Below are 21241 nucleotides of genomic sequence, written 5' to 3' on the forward strand. Positions count from 1 at the left end.
ACCCTTTTGTACTTCCTTGAAGCGTTCATTCTCTTAAAATTTTTATCAGTACATCCGTTGCCTCAAGATTATTCTCAGGTTGCGGACGAGTTAAATGTGTTAAAAACCCCGTTAAGTCTGTACGTTCCTTGTAAGTTTGTTTCCATGTAGTAGGAGTGTACGCCACATAGATCCCTCCTATTATTAATATTAGCAACCATAATAACTAAATAATTTCTTCAACGGGATATGTATCCCATAATCATCTAATTCATTAGCTTTTTTATCATACAAATTCTTAACAACTGCCTTTTTTTCTTTTTTGCTAGCATAATGTATCTTACTATGACAATTTGGACATAAAGACATGATATTTCCTGGAACATCTAAACTCCAAGGAAATTCACCTTGCTGATTCATTGGTATTAAATGATGTGCCTCAACAAAATTTTCATTGGTTACTTTAGACTTAAAAGTTAAATGTGCGAGGTCCAACTCGCATAGGAAATTAGCTTCTTGTAAAGCTTCTTTAGCAATACTAGAGTTCCTTTTCCATACTTTTTTCCCTCTCTTAATCGACGCCTCTGGAATTGGTTGGGGGCCTTTAGTTATTTCGGTCTCCCTTGGCCTTGCAACTAATATATCAGACTGATATTGTATATCTTCTATTTCTTCCTCTTGAAGATAAAAATCATGCATTTCTTCTATACTTTTACCCATCATTAAACTCTTTAATTGTGAATAAACAGCAAGTAATTCATCCAAATCTGAGAATAGCTTTTGATCACTAGGAATATTAGAGGCATCATAATACTTTCCGCAAATATGTGCCGCCATATAATTTTTAGGGTTTGGGTTATCAGCAGCTAAATTAATTTCTTCTAGAGGAAATTGTTCTTTATTATAGATCAAATCTCCCCTTAAACTTTCTGCTATTTTCCTCATTTTCCCCCTTGGTTTTTGGCCATTATACTTTTTCTCAATATGCTTTGTTCCTTGATTTAATGATAAATAAAAACCCTTTAAATCCTTTCTAAACAAGTAAACTACGTAGAATCCCTTCTGGGCTGTTTGAGTAATTTCTTTATCAAAAATACTTATCCAGGGTGTATAGGCCCATTTGGTCTTACCTACCGATCCTTCAACTGAATAGCTTTCTTCATCAAGATGTAACCCCTTATCAATCGCTTCTGGTACTTTTGTTAAAACTAATTCTGTTTCCTTATATTTTTTTGGTTCAAATGGTGATCTTAAGCACTCCCCATATCCTTCTAATATATCTTTGAAATATTCCCTCATTTCATCATCCCTCTCCTTATTTACAATAATACGCCATTTATCATTTTTTTATATAATCAAAAAAAGAAACATCCTTATTCGGCTGTTTCTTTACTATAGTTCTTTAATTTTAGCGTATATAGTAGAACGCGGTACGCCAGTAGCTTTCACTATGTCATTCACTCAATCCATTTGTTTCCCTTTCTGCATACAGCTTTAAAGCTTGCTTAACGGTCTTCTCGTCCTTCCCTTTGCGGCCTAAGTGTTTACCTTGCTGCTTTGCCCTTTCTCTTCCTTCTGCTGTACGTTCATTGATTAGATCCCGTTCAAACTCTGCAATAGCACCTAACATAGTACACATAAGTTTTCCAGCTGGTGTTGTAAAATCAATATTCTCCTTTATGAAAACTAAACCGATTCCTTTTGCTTCTAAATCCCTAGCGATCTTATTTAGGTCAAACGTAGATCGTGCCAAACAATCAATCAATCTTATAAACTACAAGTGTATCCTCTTCCTTTAAATACTCCATTGCCTTTGCTAATTCTTCACGTTCACTATTTGTCCCAATTTGTTTCTCTTTAAAGCTCTTCTCGCATCCGTACGCTGTTAACTTATCTATTTGTCTATCTAATTCCTGGTTTTTTGTTGAAACACGTGCATATCCGATTTGTGTCATTACATGTATCCCCTTTTTATCTTAGAGATTTATATCTTCTGTATACATAATTCTTGACTAACTTTTAGACATAATCAAGGGACACTTTTATTTATATGCATATGTTCTCCAAAGAATTAAAAAAGTAATTAGGTTTACATCCTTTGAATAAGCTATTATTTATTACGGTTAATTTATGTTACTTGGTTTACTACATATATAGAAATTTTTCTCTAATACGTTTCAAGGCATACTTTCTCAATTTGCTATCATATCATCGATTGATGTTACTGTATGAATACATACCTATTGTGTTTATTCACTAATGTACAAATAACTAAAATTAACCCACCTAAATACTTATTCCATAACTTACATCCCCTTAATTCCTAGCCACCTCTCCATCTTTTCTTTAACACCATATACTTTACTATTTTTTTGGAACAAATACTTCTCAGGATTATTAGGTCTAGGATGCTTTGGAAAATTATCTTTTGCCCCAAATCCAAAAGCAAATGTTGCATCCATTTTATCTTGAAAAACCCATTTTACTTCCTCATTCTCTTTGATTAGATATTTGAAATATTTATGTCCTAAGCCTCCCCAACCAAGGATTATTTCATCAGCATTTTTAATGGTTCTTTTAATGTATTGGATAGACTTTTTATCCAATACATGCATTTCAAGTTTCTCTTTCTCTATTTTGCTAACAATCGTGCTATTCCCGTTTATGACCGGTATAATATTTATTACATGTAGCGCTGCAAACCCCTTAAATCTCGCATATTCCATCAAAAACTCAACCGTTTTATCACTACCAAGAGCAGTTGCACTGCTAGGATTTGTCATTACTACTGCTAATACTCCTCCTTCATCCTTCCATTGCTTTTCTAAAAAATACCTTTTAGTTGGATTATCCTTACTATCAAATATCGCATACCCTCTACCCTTATCGATAAATATGTCCTCATTCAACTGTTCTTTACCCTTCAAACCAATTCGTCCCCCTTATAAATTTAACTAGCTCAATTTTTTTGTATTGTACTTATCAAACCAGTTTTGACGTCCCTTATCGTATTAGACCTTTTGAAATCAATACTGTGTTATTTGATTCCTTATATCTCCATTCCATATACAAAATTTAAAAATGAGAAAAACACCTTCAATTCTTGTTCTGATGATTGAAGTGCTTTCCTCATTCTCTTTATGCTTTAACCGCTCAATATGATGTTGCTTGACTTACATTTATTATGCCACTAATCTGAGAAAGAGTTACCTTGTTCTCATCTCTGTTATTTTATAGTTCAATCATACATCATAATTCTTTATACTTCTCAGCGAAATACTTGGGTCTCCCCTTATATACGACATGATTTTTCGCCATCACAATTCCTTCAAACTGGCTTTTTATAACCATATCCGCTTCAACTTCTGCTATATCATCTAGTATAGTAATCATTAACTTTTTAATCGCTGTAGACTACCTATCTTCTTACCATTCACGCTCAATACAATAAGATTCACCTATTTCTCATTTTGTAGCTCAATTGCCACGAAAACATCTTTTGTACTTGTGGCAAAACGTTCTAACTTTGTTACAACAATCGTGTTTTTTTGTCAGTATAAAACATAAAATAACAATTAATTTAAAACAGATTAACTCAATTATACTTTTTACAAGTCATTAGATTAGAATCAATATTTTGAAAGTATACCTCTATTAACTATTTTATAGAGTTGCCGTTGAAATCTAATCATTAAATTATAAAATGTTTTTATGATTTAATGGGCTTTGTTTTACTATAATGTTCTCAATAATGTGTGCTGAAGTCTCCATAAACTCAAAATCTTCTTCATTAAAGAAAACATAATTATCTCCATCTGCAAGAGAACTTCTAAACTTAAAACCGTCAAAATTTTCAATTTTTATTAACTCAGCTATATATTGAGTAGGTAAATAATCTATATCTCCATCAAAAGGACTTACTGGTTTAGAAAACTCGTTACTTAGAGATTCTAATAATCTTATTAACTCCATATCCATTCTAAGATTATTAGAATGAAATGGAGATGATAAATTTGTTAATGTAAGATCAATAACACTTAACGACCGTTTTGGGATCAATTTAATCACTGACACAATTGCACTTTTCCAGGGTCTAACTTCAGAAATAGCAGTATCTTCGTCTGATGCAGAATATAAGTAAGAAATTCCTCTTGGATTCGCTCGTCCATTACTACTAAGTTGGGCTGAAGGCTTACCCATCTTATCTTTTCCATAAGGAAAAATTTTATTGTCCTCTTCTTCATATCCAATTCTAGCCCTAAAAAATTTCCTATCTTCATGAATAATAATTTCCTTTTGTTTAATTAAATCGACTATTTCTCCCTGTAATGAATTTTGCATAAAAAATCTATTTACATTTTTAATTTCCTTACTAAACCTCGACCAAATATCCTTCTTATCCTCATAATACATTTCATTTTCATAAAAACGACCAAATTTAATTGAAGAAGAAAACATCCTATCTAAGTAAGGTATTTTATATCCCTTTAGAATATCTTCCACAAGTTCTTTAATTACATTTTCTGTAAGTGAAGCAGAGAATATATTCCAATCTTCTTGCAATAAGTAATGTAACGGAAAACAATCATTCAATACTATTTCTTCTAAAAAGTCTTCTCCAAAAACTAAATAACCTGGATTATAATGAGCAAAATGAACACCCTCCTGTTCAAATTCATAAATTTGAAAGAAACGCTCAAAATATGGTTTTAATTTATTTACCTGAACTACACTTTGTGATCTTCTCTTACAATAACAACAGTCTCCTACGCTACTATTCTCAATAATTATACCTTTTATAAAATCATCATTAAAACATTTCGGACAACACCATTTCACTATATACAGACATCCTTTCTTATACTATAGTAATTCGTAACCATATTCATTCATACTTAATACAAATAGATTATTGATATACATAATTATTATTTTATGCATCTTATTGCAATATATCTACTATTGAATGTTACACCTAAGATTCGTCAATACTATATTCTCCTCGGGCTGAGCAATTAGTTCATTCTAAACTACTCTATTTATTATCACCTTTCCATAGCATCTCCATATGTTGTATCGGGATATCTCCTTCTAAATTGTCACTGAAGCCTCTTTCAAGTCCTAATGCAAATCTTAAAAAGAGCACTTTTCAAAAGTGCTCTTTTTAATTTTTAAGCCACTGACTCTATAATGCAGTGATCTTATACTATAGAAATAATGATAATTTCTATGATAGTATTGAACAGTAAAAATATACCTTTTTAAAATTCAAGGGGGCACCAATAATAATGCTAACAGATTTTAACATTACTTTTGCAGATTACTTTAATAAAAATCAAGAGGCACTTGCTAGAAAACTTAAAAATGACAAAATTAAAGATGATGCTATCCACCAAATTCTAGATTCTGGATACTTCCTATGGGGAGATACTGTACATGATGGATATTATGGACCAACTGGCCAAATGCACTATAGTTATTTTTTGTCCATATTAAAAGGGGCTACCGTACATAAATCATTTCTGAGGAACATCCCTATTTATGAGATTAATTCCTATAAAGATGCAAAAGAAGTTTTGGAATTACCTATTTACAAAAGAATAACCGATGACATTTGCTTCCGGGGCCAAAATCAACATTTTTCATCCCAAAGACCTTTCCCGCATCCTTTCTTTTCTGATAAAAAAGGACATGAAACTTTATTACTTCCAGGGTTTTGGAGAAAATTCCTAATAGAGAGTAATTATGTTTCTATAAAACGGCCAATGGATAAACCAACTAGCTTTTTAGAAAATTCGTGTATCAGTGATAGACTACACTTTCACGGTATTGATGTACCAGAATTAAGAAAAAGAAATTTTGAACGGTATGGTCTCCACTTTGATTCAAACTTAGAGGATTTCCCAGATTCTGAAAGCCAAGAATTTGCAAGTCGATACAACCAAAAATTAAGCATCGGAAATGAACAACCTCTAATCGAACAACACTACGGTCTTCAAACTGTTGGATTAGATGTTACTTTTGATTTGAAAACTGCTCTTTTTTTTGCTACAAATAAATACACACAAATAGATGATGAAAAGTCTACTTATACAAGCATTGCAAATGAAAATAAGGGCATTATTTACTTACTCAGGTTCAAATCTCCAAAACTCATGAAAACCAGAGATTTAATTTCATCGATTAATGCATTTAAGCATATGACTCCCGTTAGACCGATAAAACAATCTTGTGCTCTACCCTTTTTCTTATCACATTATGTAAATGAGGCTGCTGCGCATATTATTGGCATTTTAAAAATCGGAGAGAATTTTACTAATTCGGAACTTTACAATCCTACTGATTTGTTCCCTCCTAAAGAACAAGACCCATTTTATAAGGCTTTACTTGAGCTAAAAAAAGAATTTCCAGAAGCATTAAAGGACATAGCTGATTATGATTTTTCATAAAACTCACAAATTATAGTTTTTAAATTTTATAGTAATCCGCCAAATTTATTTTATTATGCGTTATTTAAAACCTATTTTTTAAGTATTAGTTTCAACAGAAAACATTACGTCACCCCTATATATCTGATCATCAATAAAGGGAAGCATAAACCTGCATTTAGTGCAAATGTATGCCTCCCTTTATAAATCATTACAGAAGAACGGAAAATATATTACCTGATCTGTTTTGCAGAATTCTACCGAATACGTTTTGTGTTATCTTCTAGAACATAAATTAATTTCAAAATAATAAACTTTATTAGAGAATCAACAGGTGTGTTTTTTATTTAGTATTTATAACATTATTTATTTCTTCTATTTCAATTTGGACACAAAAGCTATAAATTATTTTTTAATATGTAGTTTTACCGTAAAAAGCACGTATCCACTACCAGAACCACATTAGAACTTTTCAAAATCACTTACTCTAAACTGATAAGCAATATATTCTTAATACCTTAATCCCCAGAATTAACCTTTGTTGAGCCCTGTTCTTCTTTAAGATTAGACCACGTAATCACATCTTCGTTACAGATATTCTGAAGTTTTTCTTTGTAACTAATAAGTTCTTCTATTGAAAGACCCTCACTCACTTCGCCTGCCGCAAAGAATTCAATTTCCCTCTTTAATTCTCTTAACCTAGAAAGTGTTATTACATCTTTTGTCCAAAGCTCTTTATGATTATAGAATCCATCTATGCCATTGAATACTGTAATCAAAACAGATAACAATAGAGTGAAATCTGTTATATAACTATTTTGGAAAGTTTTTAATCCCAAAAGAAGAGTAATAAGAGCCGATGCAAAAATTGAAAACATTTTAAGTCTAAATGCTTTCTTTTTATTTTTCACTCTTCTCTCTTCAAAGAAATCAATATTACTGTTTATTTCTTTAGTTAAAAAATCTAATTTTCTTTGTTTATCCATAAAATGTTAATCCTCTCTCTAATTCTATAATTGTTATATCTTTAATTATAATTATTCTTTATTTCTATTTCACTAATTTCTTTTTATAAATTAAATGAAAAAAGACACCTTTTATTATATCTTTAGTTGTTGCATTAATACCTTTAAATAAAGTATTCTCTTTAAAAGGGTAAGTCATCAAAATTCCAAATGTATTCCTCTTCTTCCTTAGGATTATAAGTTATAACCTGTGGTTGCTCTAAGTGAATTATATGTTGTTTTTCTATTAAAAACTGTGGATCAAATACTACTAAATTTTCACCAGTTTTCTTAGTAGAATTATATCTAATACCAGAATAACCAGCATACCTTGCACAATCCCCAATAAATTGAGTTATGAAATACTCTGGTTTCCATGTACTCCCTCTTTGCAGAACTTTCTTCTCTAAGATCTCACTACTAAGTAATGCAATGAAAATGGAATTCAAGGTTGTGTTTAAGCTTGTCCACTCATGTTTTAAATCTAGAATATTTTCAAGGCTTTTTATCAAAAACTTCTGTCTCCAGATTATGCAAGACTTATCTTCCCCGATAACTTCCCTAACAGCCGTTTCTTCATCTATTGCTAAATACAGGTTACTCTGTCCAGCATGATTATACCTTCCATCTGATGACAGGCCTAAAGGGGGTGCTTTCATATCTTCTTCACCTAAAATTTTAGAACTTGTTACATCTCTAACTCTTATCCACTCTTTATTTTTCACTGCAATTACAGGTAACTGCCCAGCATTTATTTCTTTAAATAATTTTCTTCCCAATACTGTACTTTGTCCTAAGGATGGATATTGTTCAAGGAAATGATAAAAATCAAGCAATTCTTTTCCATATTCCTTCAAAGATTTTTTTACAAAATCTTGTAATTCTATTTCATACCGGTCCTCCTTTCCAACGGTATCATACCTTGAAGTTATGTCAGCACTACAATTGTCACAAACTAAATGTTCTGCGATCTCATCTCTATATCTTTCCGGGCAATTTATTTCGTCAAATATTTCATCGACTGTTGTTTCTTCTCCTAATACCCATATGTAATCTCCACCTTCATAAGGCTGACAAGTTACACAGTATTTTAATAAATCCTGTGCTTTTTCTAAATATTTTTGTTTCGTTTTATTCATTAACAACCCACTCCTTTCCACATGAATATTCAATACCTATTTATAAATAATCCGACTAAATATACATTTTCAATTAATTGACAATAATTAATAATATACATAGTTTTTAATAACAATGTAAGGGGATATTAATAAGTTTAAAATCAAACTGAATGTAGTAAAACCTGCTTTATTTCAATGGTTTTACTTCCCATAAGGCAATATTCAAGGTTATGGAAAAGTCCCTATGTCCACATTTTTTTATGGCATTCTAAATCTTAGTATTTGCTATATACAAGATAGGACTAAATAAGATTTATGCATAAAAATAGCCCCTTAGATAGTATATGAATTTTCTAGAAGCTTATAAATATTAATATTTAGCATATTTTATTTTTAAAATGTTATATACTTTCGTTAATTCGTAAACCTTTAAATTAATTATACATTGGTTAAAATTTATCTTTTTAAGATTTACATTATTATACTTCTACTATATTTTCTAGTAGACAAATTGTTTTTATCTTAGTAGTTCATTTAATGAATCACCTGAACTACTAAGAGATATGCTTGCAATTAATAGAAGATATATTGAGGTTAGAAGTACATGGAAAAGCAAGTAGAAATTTATGAAGTTAAATAAATGAGAGCTACATTGTAGCTCCCCTCTCACCAAGCTAAATCTGAGTATCAAATTATAAAATAATATGATACTCAGTCACGTACTCTTCAATATTTGATTTAATTCTTCCAAAAAACCCTTTGCTTCAGCATAATTGTGTCTAATTTCGTCCGATGGGAAAGCTACAGTGTCTTCATCTTGGTTTTTATCTTCTTCGAAATCGTAACATTCGTATGAATTATTATTCAGACTCAAAAACGCTTCTCGCGCTTCAAGATAATAGTTCATCTGGAAATTAAACTGTTCTTCAGGTTCTCCTTCGGCTAAATCAGTATAGAATTTTACAATATCATCCCGAGTAACTTTCTTGATTTTTTCTTCTATTTCATGAGCTAGCTCCATAAAATCTGCTCTTTTTTCTACTATTTTGATTTTCTCTTCTAAATACTCATTCCATATTTTAAATTTCTTATTTTCCTCCAGCATTATATCCAATTTTTGTTTTGAATTTTGAATATCATTGTACATATCTTGTGATTCTGAGAATTTTTTATCATTCTCTCTTTTTATTTGTTTTATTTCTCTTAAATCACTTTTCACCCTAGTTTCAATGGCTTCTACGTTTTTTAATTTTTCATTAAATAAACGGTTCAGCCACCAAGAGATAACAACAATTAATACAGCAAAAAAAATTGCGCCAATGGCTAAAACCATTGAGAAAAAGCTGATGGTATTTGAAAGTGAATTACCCAACTCTGAAACCTGTTGTTCCAGCATCATTTTTTTTACCTGGTCTAATATTTGTTCATTTTGATTGACAGAATTGTTCAAACCCTTGCCCCCTTAATAATAATAATATTTCTTTAATATATTAACACAATATCACTATAGACGGAGTATACGTTCGATAGTTTTCAACTATAATGAAGAATGTTTCTCCACTAAAAAATACTAAAAACTACAATATACCTTTTTATGCAGTTCAAGTCTTTATTTTCTATAACACTGTAATCTTAATCTGTTTTCGTTTGAAGAGAAATCCAAAAGCATAAAGTGAAAATCCGCCTATTTTTACATCAAATAAAATTTTAATTGATAATCCTGTTTATCTTATATTGTATATCATTAACTTGAAATACTTCCGTACCCTCAACTTCAACACAATCTTTATCGAAAAATACATAATTATCATTTTGGCCTAAGGAACTTTTAAAAAAGAATCCATCATAACCAAGATGCTTTATTAATTCCGCAAGATATTGAGTAGGAAGGTAGTCTAGCTCCCAGATATCTGGGTTTACAGGTTTTGCAAGGTCCCTTACTAAAATTTGATATAGGATATAAGCTCTGACTCCCTCAAATAAATCACCTTCAAATTGGAACGGAGAAATAAAAATTTTAGCTACATTTAATCGAATTAAATGTAATGGCCTTTTTGTTCTTAAAGTAGCTATAGTAATTTGAGCGTCTTTGTATGGCCTTAACTCTGCTATACATGTATCTCTATCAATAGCAGTATATAAATAAGATATTCCTCTAGGATTGGCACGTCCAGAAGTTGCCAATTGAGCAGGTGGAGCACTCATCCTATCGATAGAATGTGCTCCAAATCTACCACGATAAAATATGTTTCCTATGAATAATGAATACTTATTACTATGAATTATTCTAGAAAGTTGTTCTTTTAAATCTTGTTTTATAAAAAATCGATTATCATGCTTTAATTCATTCTTAAACTCTTCCCAAATATCAATATCTTGAATCTCTTCGCTCATTTCAACAGCTCTTTTGTATAAGGTTTGATTATTCCATTCAGGATTTAGGGATTTCATTATGTCATTAAATAGACAAAGTTTTTTATCCCCTGGTAATACTTCAAGAAATATTCTTTTCCATTCAGCAGTAATTAAATGAAAAAGTGGATCTCCATTATCCATCGATTCAACATAATATTTACCAAAGAAAATCTTAAATTTAGATGCTATATTGGATATTTCTGTAACAAGAACATTTTCATTTTCACAATAACTACATATCCCAGTTTGATTACCACTTCTAATAATTTGTTTTAAAAATGGATCTTGAATACAAGTTAAACAACAGTAATTCATTTTAATTTCCTCCTGTATATTCTCTATGTATATACAACCCTTTAAAATTTTAATTTTGGGTTACACACGGATTTAGTGTAAATTTATTTTTGATTATTAACAATTCCTAAAGACTTTATATGGGCTTTCGCCTCTATTCTTTCAATATAAGTTTCCTCTCACATATAACAGTCACAATTACGTTTATACTATGAATGTGTTTCATCAATTCTATGATTACATATGTGAAATTTAATCTATATTCAAAAGAGGTTAGCTAAAAAAGGCTAACCTTTTTATTTATATAATAACTTAAGAATAGACCCATGCAAATAGCACTCAAAGCCCTTAAATTTTGACCACAATTTAACTAAAGAATATTTTATACAATTTGATTTAAAGTCTCTGGACCAATGGATAAGCTAGTAAATGTTTCATTTGTTTTTGTATATCCCTTGCATTTTGAAAATTATTTATGAATTTATCCATTTTTATAATTATATTTTCCTCTTCTAATAGTTTTCTGTCTTCTGCTTTAAATTTTGATATCTCTTTATCATAAACAACCTTTATAAATTTCTTTTTTGCCTCGATAAACAAAGAGAAGTATTTAATAAGATTAACAAATCTCGAAAAGATTGTGCTGCGTACTTATCCCTCCTAACAAGCAATATTAAATATTTAATTTCAAGTTAAAAAGAAACACCATCTTTCCACTACAATAATTCATTTTCCTGCACTCTAACTAAAAGACCTATGTGAAAAACAATAAAAATCTAATATCTTTTAAAAGTTCAAATTAAATATTTTTATTAATACAATATACAAATCATCGGTTTTAACTATATAGTTGAGAAGGAAAGCGTTAAAAAAGGAGAAGAATAATGATGAAATATCAAGCAATTACTCTATCATAAAAAAAGTCTTGTTTTATCTTGATGCTTTCATTAAGTATGTTAATTTTTACACTTCCAGCACCAGCTTTTGCACAATCCAATAACAATATTACATCTGGAACTGATTACTATGTATCTCCGACAGGAAGTGACCTCAATCCCGGCACATTAGATCAACAGTTTGCTACTATTCAAAAAGCTGCAAACGTCGCCAAAGAAGGAAGCACAATCTACATAAGAGGCGGAGTTTATAACCAAAAAGTACGTGTAACTCATTCTGGAGCCTCAGGAGCACCGATTACTTTTCAAAATTACCAGGATGAAAAGGTAATTCTTGATGGTTCTACTGTCAAGTTAGAGGATGATGGGTTATTTACAATAGAAGACAAAATTATATTCATGTAAAAGGGGTAGAACTTCGCGATTTAAAATCAACGAAAGCTAACGAAACCCCTATCGGCATTTATATTACTGGAATGGGGGGCTATATCGAGATTAGAAATAATTATATCCAGCACATTGAAACGAATGTAAAGAATGGAAACGCACACGGTATTGCTGTGAATGGGAATGTAGATTCTTTTGAGGTTACCAATAACAAAGTACATGATAATAACAACATCGGGATTGTTCTGATTGGACATGAAGGAGTATCTCCAGTAGCGGCTTTAGATCAAGTACGGAATGGAATTGTTCGTAAGAAAATCGTTCATCACAATTCACCTTTCAATAATACTAGTTATAATGAATATTCACCTGATGGTATTTACGTGGATGGGGGAAGGAAATTATCATTGAGCAAAATCAAAGCTACGAAAATGACCTCGGTATTAAAGTAGCAAGCGAACATACAGGAAAAAGTGCAAGCCAAATTACTGTTAGGGACGATACTATCTCCAATAATATAATGAGCGGAATTGCAATTGGTGGATATGACAACCAGCAAGGATATGCCGAAAATAACACGATCACGAACAATATTATTTATAAAAATCACACAAAAGATTAAGAGATTGGACAAATCGAATTAAATTACGATACCCGCAACAATGTAATTACCAATAACCACATCTATGCAAGTAATAGCCGTATTTTTATTAGCAATAATTTTAATAAAAACACCAGAAATAAACTTGATTACAATCATTACTATGGTGAATTCGATCAAAGTAATGGTTTGTGGCAATGGAAAAGAAAAACGTATAAAGTATTTTTCTCTTATCAAGCAAGTATAAATCAAGAAGGAGATGAACAACATAGTATATTTAGCAAATTACTCCTTCCTTCACAGTAAATATAAATAAGAATTGAGTTAGGAGAAAGCGTACATGAGTACAAAACAGTAGAGATTTAAGTTAATAATGTTTGCTTTGTAAGTAATCAATACACAAATGCAACAAACAAAAGGACTCATAATCGAGTCCTTTTTGTTATCAAAAAATATTAAATGTCTTATGGTTAAACTACTTATAGCTTTTGACATTCCCACGGCTAAAACCGCAAATCCTACGCTTTACGGTGTAACGGATCAGATTCTTGAATGACTAACCGTTCACAGTCCATTTCTGTTATAATTCAACTTTATATGATTTATTTATAATACCATCTAACTCTTGTAAATCTTTTAATTCCCCTATATTTCCTCTTGCATCATAACAGATAAAAATATTTAAATGTATATCTGAAAAATGATTTTTAGCTGCATTCCAATAATGCCTGTCTATCCCTACTACATCTAAGTTATGAGAATCTGAATTTTTTTTAAGTAAAGATTTTTTATAATTCAAAGCATCACTTTTATTATAGAAGAAAATTATTGTCTTTTCATTTATTGCTTTAAAAGCTCCTGTATTATCTTCGTTATCAAATTCCATCAAAGCATAATACGGTTCCCCAACAGTTTTTTTTGTTGGAAGAGCTGCCCACTTATTATAATAATCTGGGATTCTGATTTTCATAACAACATTAATTAACAATCTAGTTAAATCAAAGCTCATTTTAGTTACGGGATCTTCTAATGCTGTAAATCTACAGCTACTTTTCATAATAAAGCTAAATATCCATTTAGCAAATTTCAATACTTCCACTTCTTTTCCAAATACTGACATAACTTTTATGAATTGCTCATTCTTTGAATATGCTAACCCATTCTCTATCCCTAATTCCTTTATTAACCTAATCGATAATTTTTTTAACGTAGGAAAAATAAAAATGATTTTTGGTTCAGTTCTTTCCCTAAAAAACAAAAATGTAGAAAAATTGTTCATGCTTTGATCATAAAGATCCCCTATGTATAACTCACCTTCTATTAAAATCTTATTAATTATCTCTTTAGCATCTGTATAACTTTCTACTAACACAACAACTGGAGTGTCCTTAACATCTATATAGCTAGGTTTCATATTAATTACATCAAATTCATTACTTGAAATACCAATAACTTTAATTTCAGGATTGTTCAAAAAATGATACGGAGCTTCGTCACTTACATATGATGGGATGGTACCTATGAACGTTTCCGTAATAAAATAAAAGTTCTCTTTATTAGTGAGATCTTCACAATTTTTAATAGCAAAAACACCAAAATCTAGATGATTAGATATGTCATCAACCTTATCGACCTGCAGATTGTAAAAGTCAAATAATTTTATTTTCTCATCCATTCTTTTTTGGGTTAACTCACTAAATTCTTTTATATTTATTTGATTTAAGATATCTTTATTGTTCATGATAGTTGCTATTTGATCCCATCCGGGTAGCTTTAAATTAAAATGCTTTATTATACCTAACTCTTTTATTTTAGAAAAAAATTTATGAAGATTTATTTCAACAGCTTCCTCAAAATTTTCATTTCTCGAGTATTTCTCCAAAGCGTTATGAAGTCTATTATTTGGATGATTTTCTTCAGAAAAATATTCTTTCAACTTCTGCCTAGACTTTAAAGCATTAAGAAACTCGTCTGAAGAGATTTGGGTATTCAATGCATGTAGACATATTTTCTCAATCCAATAACTTTTTTCTCTGTTATTTAAAATTTCATGATTTGTGATAACACTCATTTCATTGCAGTAGTCTTGATATTTTTTTGGCTTAAGCTCAAAAGATTTTCTTTTAAAATGCGAATCAAATTTATCTTCAATCCAAAGTAATTCCTGATTATTCGCATATACCTCTTGAACATCTATTGTTCGATTAAAAATCATTTCCGATAACTCTCGAATCTTATTATAATGTAATTCATCTTGAGCCTCTAACGCGAAGCTACACTCTCTTTCAAATAAGAGTAGTAAGAAGCCCAAGTTTGAGCAGTTGGTAAGATGCATATGAAACAATTCATGTATATAAGTGTTTATTTCTGTACCTAACTCTAAATTTTTACCCATAGAAAAATTTATATAACCACCATCTCTTACGCTATAACTACCTAAAACTTCGAAGTTTTCATACTTCATTTATCTTCCTCCAAAATATACATCCATGTAGAACTTTTAGTATCTTCATCTAGTTCATGAATTGAATTTAATACAAGATCAAAATCCTCATTAACATCTATTTTAGTCATGACCACATTATTTAAATGTGTCGTAAAAATCCGACTCATTTTCTTCCAATTATCTAATCTTATTTTCTCAGAGTTTATTGAAATCGTTTTTACATTCTTCCCTCTACTTATTTTTTTTATTTGGGCTTCCAAACTGAGAGCATTGATGAAGAATGTATTCTCTAAAGCCTCATACCAACCTGCGCTATCTCCGAAGGAGGGTAGTGCATAATATGTATTAATACCATCTACTTTGCTATTTATTGTCCGCAATTGCTCTATGTCAATCTTCCAATAATATGTATCTTCAGGAATCACTCTGTAAGGTCTTTTATATTGTATAAAAAATGATTTTTCTGATATTTCATAACCAAAATCGTATCCTTCCAATTTTTCTTCAATTTGACTAATACTAAAAGGATAAATTTTTTTATCTAATGTAAATTGAAAATAATTAACTAAATGATGAGTAATACAAGCTTCATAATACTTTTCAGGCTGAATTTTTGACACAGATAACCCTCCAAAAAATATAAAGACAATCTTCCTTAATCGTTGATTTTCCGTTTATAAATTAAGTGTAATATATAATTCTATTGAATGATACTTTCCATTAAAATGTATTGAATATTAACATTCGATACATAAATAAAAACTCCCAAAAGGGAGCTTTTATTATTGATTAAACGGCATAATTTCGCTCTTCATGTGTTTACCATTAATGTAGCCAATGATAACATAAAATCCTGGTGGATAAGCTGCGTTAATTGTCGTGTCCCAGTTTTGATATATAACACCATTTTTTTCCTTGTATGTAGGATTCATTGTAAGGTATCTAGCCAAAGAACCGTCTTGTAGAACTCGGAAGATTTTCACTTGGTCGTCGGGCGTTCCTGGACGAGAAGGAGTTGATGCTAATTCCATATGGAATTTATTATTAAAGTCATACCCATTCTGTATTTGAGAAGCTAGATTAGCTGTGAACGGACTAATGAATTCATATAAAATGTGTGTATTCGTAATTCCCCACTCATCGTTTAATGGATCACTTGCTTTTGTTGCTGCTGCTGCTTGAGTTGATGGTTTAATAAGTTCTGTTGTTGCTAATGCTCCTAAAGTTAGAGCTCCTGTTAGTACAATTGTAGCTAATTTTTTCATAAGAATTTCCTCCAATTTAAATTATTTGATTGGTCCTGTAATGAAATTGTAAACCGTGCGGTCAGCCTTGATGTCAAAATGTGCTTCCATAGTTGGAAATCTAGGATTCACAGGAATTGAGCTTAGCTCTCTATCAATAATTGGTTGATAGATTTTAATTCGATACCCACCAACTGCTAATTTGCTTACATTAATGCTTGTGCTACTAGTTCCTTGTCCATAAGAACTTGTTGTATCGGTATAAACATGTTTGCTTAAAGGTCCTTGTTGAACAATTTTCCCTGTATTATCTTGAATTGTATAACGTGGTTGATAATCAGTAATATCTGGGTCGTCACTTGTTACTACAACCATTTTTGCTTTCAATATATTAATAGCTGAACTTGAATAACCTACATCAATACTTCTGACGCTTTCACTATGTAACACACCGTCGCCAACATAATCAATGTCTGTTCCTTGAACAAAGAAAGGAATGTCTGTAATTTTTGACCATGTTCCATCTGATTTTTTATATTCAACTATAACCTTATAGCCAGTGTTTTGATTCATAAACGGTAGTGTTAAAGTAACAGTTGCTGTTCCATCAGCTTTTGTTGTTTGAACTGGTGAATAAACCGTCCCGCTAGACGAATCAACTGCTAATCGAACTTGACCGACCGTGGCTTTGTTTGTATTATTAGTCATCTTGACCGTGTGTGTTAATACATCGCCTTTCTTAACTTCCATGTGGTCACTGAATATCGAACCGTTTAACTTCCATGTGCCTTCATCGTAAAAATTGGAATCGTCATACCACACACTAATAACTTCTGCTTTTGCTGACGATGTTGGTTGAGCTAACTCAGTGATGGTTAAACCACTAAGAGCTAACGTACCTGTCAATATTACTTTTCCAAATGTTTTCATTTGAAATCCTCCTATTAACCGTTATAAGTGAAAGATTTTGTGCTTGAAAAATGGTTGTCAATTTTAACGATAGCTACATAATTACCTTTTGTGTAATCAGAAGTGAATGTTGTCTCCCATACGTGAGTATCAGCTGTTACTTTTGGAGTAATTGTTTTATAACATGACAACGAACCATCTGCTTCAATTTTGAAAATTTTGCATTCGTTAGTTAATACACCAACAAATTCACTGTCAGCAATACAAAGTGTATCTCCCAATTTGAAACTTGAACTAAGTCCTAAGCTGTACTCCTAAGATATTGCAACATTTGCTAACTCGTAAACCGTGCTAATTCCCCAAGCATCTGACACAGCTGCTGCTGTTTTGGTTGGCTGTGAAAATTCTGCAATTGTAATTCCCCCAATTGCTAATGCTCCAACTAACACAATGGCTTTAAATGACTTGATTTGTTATTTTCTCCCAAATTTTTTAATTGGTAGAAATTTACCGACATCCCCAGGATTTAAATGAATTACCTACTACAGGATGTGAAGTAATAACGTGATACCCTTTTTATGATTTGAAAAATTTCTTTCATAAAAATGCTTTTTAAAATTTTATTTTGTGCATTTGCCCACCTTCTAGGCCAACATTAATCCCTTGTATTGCTGGGGCGAAATGTCTAAAAAAACTTTCATGTTTATTACCAATTCTTCATCAACATGATCATTTTCCAAATTAAAAAAATCTCTGTGTTGTAAAAATATAAACCTCCCTCTAAAACATTTAAATGTGTTCTGATCTGAAAAATTTGATTAGCATTACAAGAGCCCCTCTACAGAACAATCCCATTATATCACAATTAAGGAATATAAATTATTTTTTTGTAATATTTTTTATTTATAACATTTAAAGGTAATTATTATCGTTTGTCAGATTGTATTCATAATATAAAGTGGTATTAATTTATGGAACATACAAATCTTTTTATGCTAGCAGTGAAAAATATTCATAGTCACAAATACACTAACTGCTCTCAGCATAATTTAAATAAAAAAATTCACTACCGTTAGCGAATGGGAGGCTGACGTCATTAATGCTTGTCCTAATCCTGAATGTATTCAAATAGAGATTATTGATGATGTATGTTTACTATTTAAATGATAATAAGCGCTATATTTATTTAGTTAAAAATGATAGAAAGAATTCCCGTCAACTCTTTATATTATTTGAAGCCTTTGAATTCTTCATTGGAACCATTTATTCTTTTAAATTACATAGAAAAGAATTTAAATCATTCACTAAAAAAACAATAAAATCGTAGGAGTTACTAACCTATTCCACGTTTTTTAACATGATTTCATCCCTCCATTTTTCTTCATACTTTTTTATCGTTTTCCGCCATAAGACTCCTTCCTCAAAAATGTGAAGGTGTGAAACACCCATTTTAAGTGGGAGATGAATGTCGGTTGGCATAAGCCAACATGTTTGCTATCATTTACTTGTACAGATTGCTCTTCGAAAACTGAAGATATGAGGTTGGTTGCAGAAAAACGTTGTAACCGTAAAATCTTCAACGTTCTATCGCCCCACGCTTGCCGAAGTTGCGAAAACCAAGCTAAAGTAGGGAGTGTGGTGAGTCAACGTACAAGATACTTATGTTCCCACCGTAGGGACTACGGGTAGAGCCTGCTAAGATAACCGGTGGATACATCGGTGTTCGCAGGAACTCCCACTTCAAAAAGTCCGTAAGGACGTTAAGTGGTGAGTAGTTCAATAAACTGGTATCCTTTCAGGTTACTTTCATTTACCTTACAATAACCCTAAATATCTTTCTTTAGATATCAAATTCCTTGAAGATAACGATGCAAAGATCCATTAACTTAAGAATTTTATAATGCCCCCAGAACAAAGAATTTTTACATTTTCACCTAGGATATTATTTTTCAGCTTAATAGCAATGTAGAGGGATTCCAGATTTTAAAATCCCTGAGCTTGCTGCCTACTGGCCATAGCTTTTTTGAGGTTTAGGTTACTGTGATGTATAATTATCAAAAAATCTAAGGAGTTATATATATGGTTAATATGAAAATAATAGCTGAGGTTTTTAGGATAGGATTACAAATTGGTTTATTTTCAAAAACTGAAGTAATTGAGTGGGCTGATCATACAATTGAAACGTTAGATAGTCCTTCTATTGAGATTATAGAAGTTTCTTTATCCAGTAATGATAAGTTAGTTGATATTGTATCTAAATTAAAGAACATAAAAGGAACGTATGATCAAAAATTACCCGTAAAAATTATACTAGGACTGTTATGGGAGAAATTTATGATAAATGAAGAAAATGTATTGAAAATACAACCATTTATATCTGATTTGATACATAATAATTGCTGTGAGGGATTCGATAATGTAGATATACAGCTGTATAATTTTAATGAGGAAATTAATTTAGCCGCAGATAATATATATGGGAATCTAGAAGATATTAGTCAGGAAATGAAAAGCTTTTTATATCCTTATAAAGATTTTAGCATGTATTTTCATTTACCTTATGGTGGACTGGATGATGAATAAAAACAGCAGGTCTCAAAGACTCTTAAAACTTCTTGAAGCAAATAGAAAAAAGCATAAACCTACTCATGGTGCTTTATATGATGAATGCGTCTGCGTGTTAGGTGCTGGAACTAAAGAATTATCTCCTGAAAGAGGATCAGAAATATACAAATTATTAAATGACTCTTATCCTTTTGAATGGTGGGGACGAATCAGTTGGAATAAGGTTTCCCTTAAACATACCATTGACTCCATGGATCAAATATCTCATCTTATCCCATTGGAAAGTAAAGTCTATATCCTATGGAGTACTGGACCTACTCCTGTTCTCTTTGCAAATTTAAACGATATATTACGTAATATTGACGATGTAACGGCGGTTGGTAGCGACACTTATCTTTTTTCTCCAAATAATTTTGTTATAGAATTTTACCATGAAGGTGAAATCATGATTGGTTTTGGAAAAGACTGTATTTAACAGCCAACATACAAAGAAATTTTTTTGTTTCTAGATTTATCATTTTAGCCACGAAGACTCCTTCCTCAAGGAACGCAAAGTGAGTAGGTGGGAGATGAATTGGCTTCGAACAAGGGATGGCAGGAAGCCATCTTAATTGTTCGACATACATAAACTGTTACTTTACTATCTATCGAATGTACGTTTGTTGTATAGTAGACACATATCGAAATGGGGGTGAAACGAATGATGATCAATAAAGCATATAAATTTCGTATTTATCCAAATCAAGCACAAGCGACCCTAATCAATAAAACGATTGGCTGTTCTCGTTTTGTATTCAATCATTTCCTATCTCTATGGGATAATGCATACAAAGAAACAGGAAAAGGTTTGACATATGGGACATGCTCTGCCAAACTTCCTGCCATGAAGAAAGAGTTTGTTTGGCTAAAAGAAGTGGATAGTATTGCGATTCAGTCGTCTGTTCGCAACCTT

At 31.2% G+C, this 21241-nt stretch carries 17 protein-coding genes and 3 pseudogenes; 5 read left to right on the plus strand and 15 right to left on the minus strand.

Going from position 1 to position 21241, the window contains the following annotated elements:
* Positions 1-25 precede the first annotated feature (25 nt).
* From G9F74_RS23470 to G9F74_RS23495, 6 genes and pseudogenes are all read right to left on the minus strand, one after another.
* Positions 26-166, minus strand: a complete 141-nt coding sequence (locus G9F74_RS23470) for a hypothetical protein (protein WP_165406266.1) — start codon at positions 164-166, stop codon at positions 26-28.
* A 23-nt stretch (positions 167-189) separates the two neighbouring features.
* Entirely contained in the window at positions 190-1278 is a 1089-nt protein-coding gene (locus tag G9F74_RS23475) for an MrcB family domain-containing protein (RefSeq protein WP_165406267.1), read from the minus strand.
* Positions 1279-1371: 93 nt separating this feature from the next.
* Positions 1372-1934: pseudogene (locus tag G9F74_RS23480) on the minus strand (recombinase family protein).
* A 351-nt stretch (positions 1935-2285) separates the two neighbouring features.
* The gene (locus tag G9F74_RS23485) at positions 2286-2906 is read right to left on the minus strand and encodes a DUF1643 domain-containing protein (RefSeq protein ID WP_165406268.1); all 621 of its coding nucleotides are present in this window, start codon (positions 2904-2906) and stop codon (positions 2286-2288) included.
* A 322-nt stretch (positions 2907-3228) separates the two neighbouring features.
* A complete protein-coding gene (locus tag G9F74_RS23490) occupies positions 3229-3372 on the minus strand; it encodes a hypothetical protein (protein WP_165406269.1) in 144 nt (47 codons plus the stop codon).
* A 303-nt stretch (positions 3373-3675) separates the two neighbouring features.
* Positions 3676-4818: an RES family NAD+ phosphorylase gene (locus G9F74_RS23495; protein ID WP_098164961.1), complete on the minus strand. Its 1143-nt coding sequence runs from the start codon at positions 4816-4818 to the stop codon at positions 3676-3678.
* Positions 4819-5267: 449 nt separating this feature from the next.
* Between G9F74_RS23495 and G9F74_RS23500 the strand changes: the two genes are divergently transcribed.
* A complete protein-coding gene (locus tag G9F74_RS23500) occupies positions 5268-6428 on the plus strand; it encodes an FRG domain-containing protein (protein WP_165406270.1) in 1161 nt (386 codons plus the stop codon).
* 497 nt (positions 6429-6925) lie between these two features.
* Here G9F74_RS23500 and G9F74_RS23505 read toward each other — a convergent pair whose 3' ends face one another.
* The 4 genes from G9F74_RS23505 to G9F74_RS23520 form a co-directional block, all read right to left on the minus strand.
* On the minus strand, positions 6926-7393 hold the full coding sequence (locus G9F74_RS23505) for an SLATT domain-containing protein (protein ID WP_098164963.1): 468 nt from the start codon (positions 7391-7393) through the stop codon (positions 6926-6928).
* A 161-nt stretch (positions 7394-7554) separates the two neighbouring features.
* Positions 7555-8550 carry an RES family NAD+ phosphorylase gene (locus tag G9F74_RS23510; RefSeq protein ID WP_098164964.1) on the minus strand — a complete coding sequence of 332 codons (996 nt, stop codon included), beginning with the start codon at positions 8548-8550 and terminating at the stop codon, positions 7555-7557.
* 697 nt (positions 8551-9247) lie between these two features.
* The gene (locus tag G9F74_RS23515; RefSeq protein WP_165406271.1) at positions 9248-9982 is read right to left on the minus strand and encodes an ABC transporter ATP-binding protein; all 735 of its coding nucleotides are present in this window, start codon (positions 9980-9982) and stop codon (positions 9248-9250) included.
* Positions 9983-10239: 257 nt separating this feature from the next.
* Complete coding sequence (locus tag G9F74_RS23520; protein ID WP_165406272.1) at positions 10240-11262, minus strand: RES family NAD+ phosphorylase; 1023 nt, start codon at positions 11260-11262, stop codon at positions 10240-10242.
* Between the two features lie 917 nt (positions 11263-12179).
* On the opposite strand from G9F74_RS23520, the pseudogene G9F74_RS23525 reads away from it, so the two are divergent.
* Positions 12180-13431: pseudogene (locus G9F74_RS23525) on the plus strand (right-handed parallel beta-helix repeat-containing protein).
* 274 nt (positions 13432-13705) lie between these two features.
* Here the strand turns inward: G9F74_RS23525 and G9F74_RS23530 are convergent.
* The 5 genes and pseudogenes from G9F74_RS23530 to G9F74_RS30190 all read right to left on the minus strand — a co-directional run bounded on the left by G9F74_RS23530 (position 13706) and on the right by G9F74_RS30190 (position 18194).
* Complete coding sequence (locus G9F74_RS23530) at positions 13706-15589, minus strand: hypothetical protein (RefSeq protein WP_260408043.1); 1884 nt, start codon at positions 15587-15589, stop codon at positions 13706-13708.
* Positions 15586-16191 (minus strand): hypothetical protein, encoded by a 606-nt coding sequence (locus tag G9F74_RS23535; protein ID WP_165406273.1) that lies wholly within the window; start codon positions 16189-16191, stop codon positions 15586-15588. Before G9F74_RS23535 ends, G9F74_RS23530 begins: the two co-directional genes overlap by 4 nt.
* 162 nt (positions 16192-16353) lie before the next feature.
* A complete protein-coding gene (locus G9F74_RS23540; protein ID WP_098908829.1) occupies positions 16354-16836 on the minus strand; it encodes a DUF5065 family protein in 483 nt (160 codons plus the stop codon).
* A 21-nt stretch (positions 16837-16857) separates the two neighbouring features.
* On the minus strand, positions 16858-17745 hold the full coding sequence (locus tag G9F74_RS23545; RefSeq protein WP_165406274.1) for a hypothetical protein: 888 nt from the start codon (positions 17743-17745) through the stop codon (positions 16858-16860).
* Positions 17746-17759: 14 nt separating this feature from the next.
* Positions 17760-18194, minus strand: a pseudogene (locus G9F74_RS30190) (DUF5065 family protein).
* 1609 nt (positions 18195-19803) lie between these two features.
* Between G9F74_RS30190 and G9F74_RS23560 the strand changes: the two are divergent.
* The 3 genes from G9F74_RS23560 to G9F74_RS23570 all read left to right on the plus strand — a co-directional run.
* Complete coding sequence (locus G9F74_RS23560) at positions 19804-20307, plus strand: hypothetical protein (RefSeq protein WP_016107619.1); 504 nt, start codon at positions 19804-19806, stop codon at positions 20305-20307.
* Positions 20297-20764: a CDI toxin immunity protein gene (locus tag G9F74_RS23565; RefSeq protein WP_016107618.1), complete on the plus strand. Its 468-nt coding sequence runs from the start codon at positions 20297-20299 to the stop codon at positions 20762-20764. The genes G9F74_RS23560 and G9F74_RS23565 overlap by 11 nt, the downstream gene beginning before the upstream one ends.
* 225 nt (positions 20765-20989) lie before the next feature.
* Positions 20990-21241, plus strand: a 252-nt coding sequence (locus tag G9F74_RS23570) for a helix-turn-helix domain-containing protein (protein WP_165406277.1), incomplete at its 3' end; no start/stop codon positions are given.

Origin of the sequence: Bacillus sp. EKM202B (assembly GCF_011066025.1) — a bacterium.
GTDB lineage: Bacteria > Bacillota > Bacilli > Bacillales > Bacillaceae_G > Bacillus_A > Bacillus_A toyonensis.

Coding starts and splice junctions, on each gene's coding strand:
- G9F74_RS23475 (WP_165406267.1), bottom strand. CDS start 1,278: ATGAGGGAATATTTCAAAGATATATTAGAAGGATATGGGGAGTGCTTA.
- G9F74_RS23490 (WP_165406269.1), bottom strand. CDS start 3,372: ATGATTACTATACTAGATGATATAGCAGAAGTTGAAGCGGATATGGTT.
- G9F74_RS23500 (WP_165406270.1), top strand. CDS start 5,268: ATGCTAACAGATTTTAACATTACTTTTGCAGATTACTTTAATAAAAAT.
- G9F74_RS23505 (WP_098164963.1), bottom strand. CDS start 7,393: ATGGATAAACAAAGAAAATTAGATTTTTTAACTAAAGAAATAAACAGT.
- G9F74_RS23510 (WP_098164964.1), bottom strand. CDS start 8,550: ATGAATAAAACGAAACAAAAATATTTAGAAAAAGCACAGGATTTATTA.
- G9F74_RS23520 (WP_165406272.1), bottom strand. CDS start 11,262: ATGAATTACTGTTGTTTAACTTGTATTCAAGATCCATTTTTAAAACAA.
- G9F74_RS23530 (WP_260408043.1), bottom strand. CDS start 15,589: ATGAAGTATGAAAACTTCGAAGTTTTAGGTAGTTATAGCGTAAGAGAT.
- G9F74_RS23540 (WP_098908829.1), bottom strand. CDS start 16,836: ATGAAAAAATTAGCTACAATTGTACTAACAGGAGCTCTAACTTTAGGA.
- G9F74_RS23545 (WP_165406274.1), bottom strand. CDS start 17,745: ATGAAAACATTTGGAAAAGTAATATTGACAGGTACGTTAGCTCTTAGT.
- G9F74_RS23560 (WP_016107619.1), top strand. CDS start 19,804: ATGGTTAATATGAAAATAATAGCTGAGGTTTTTAGGATAGGATTACAA.
- G9F74_RS23565 (WP_016107618.1), top strand. CDS start 20,297: ATGATGAATAAAAACAGCAGGTCTCAAAGACTCTTAAAACTTCTTGAA.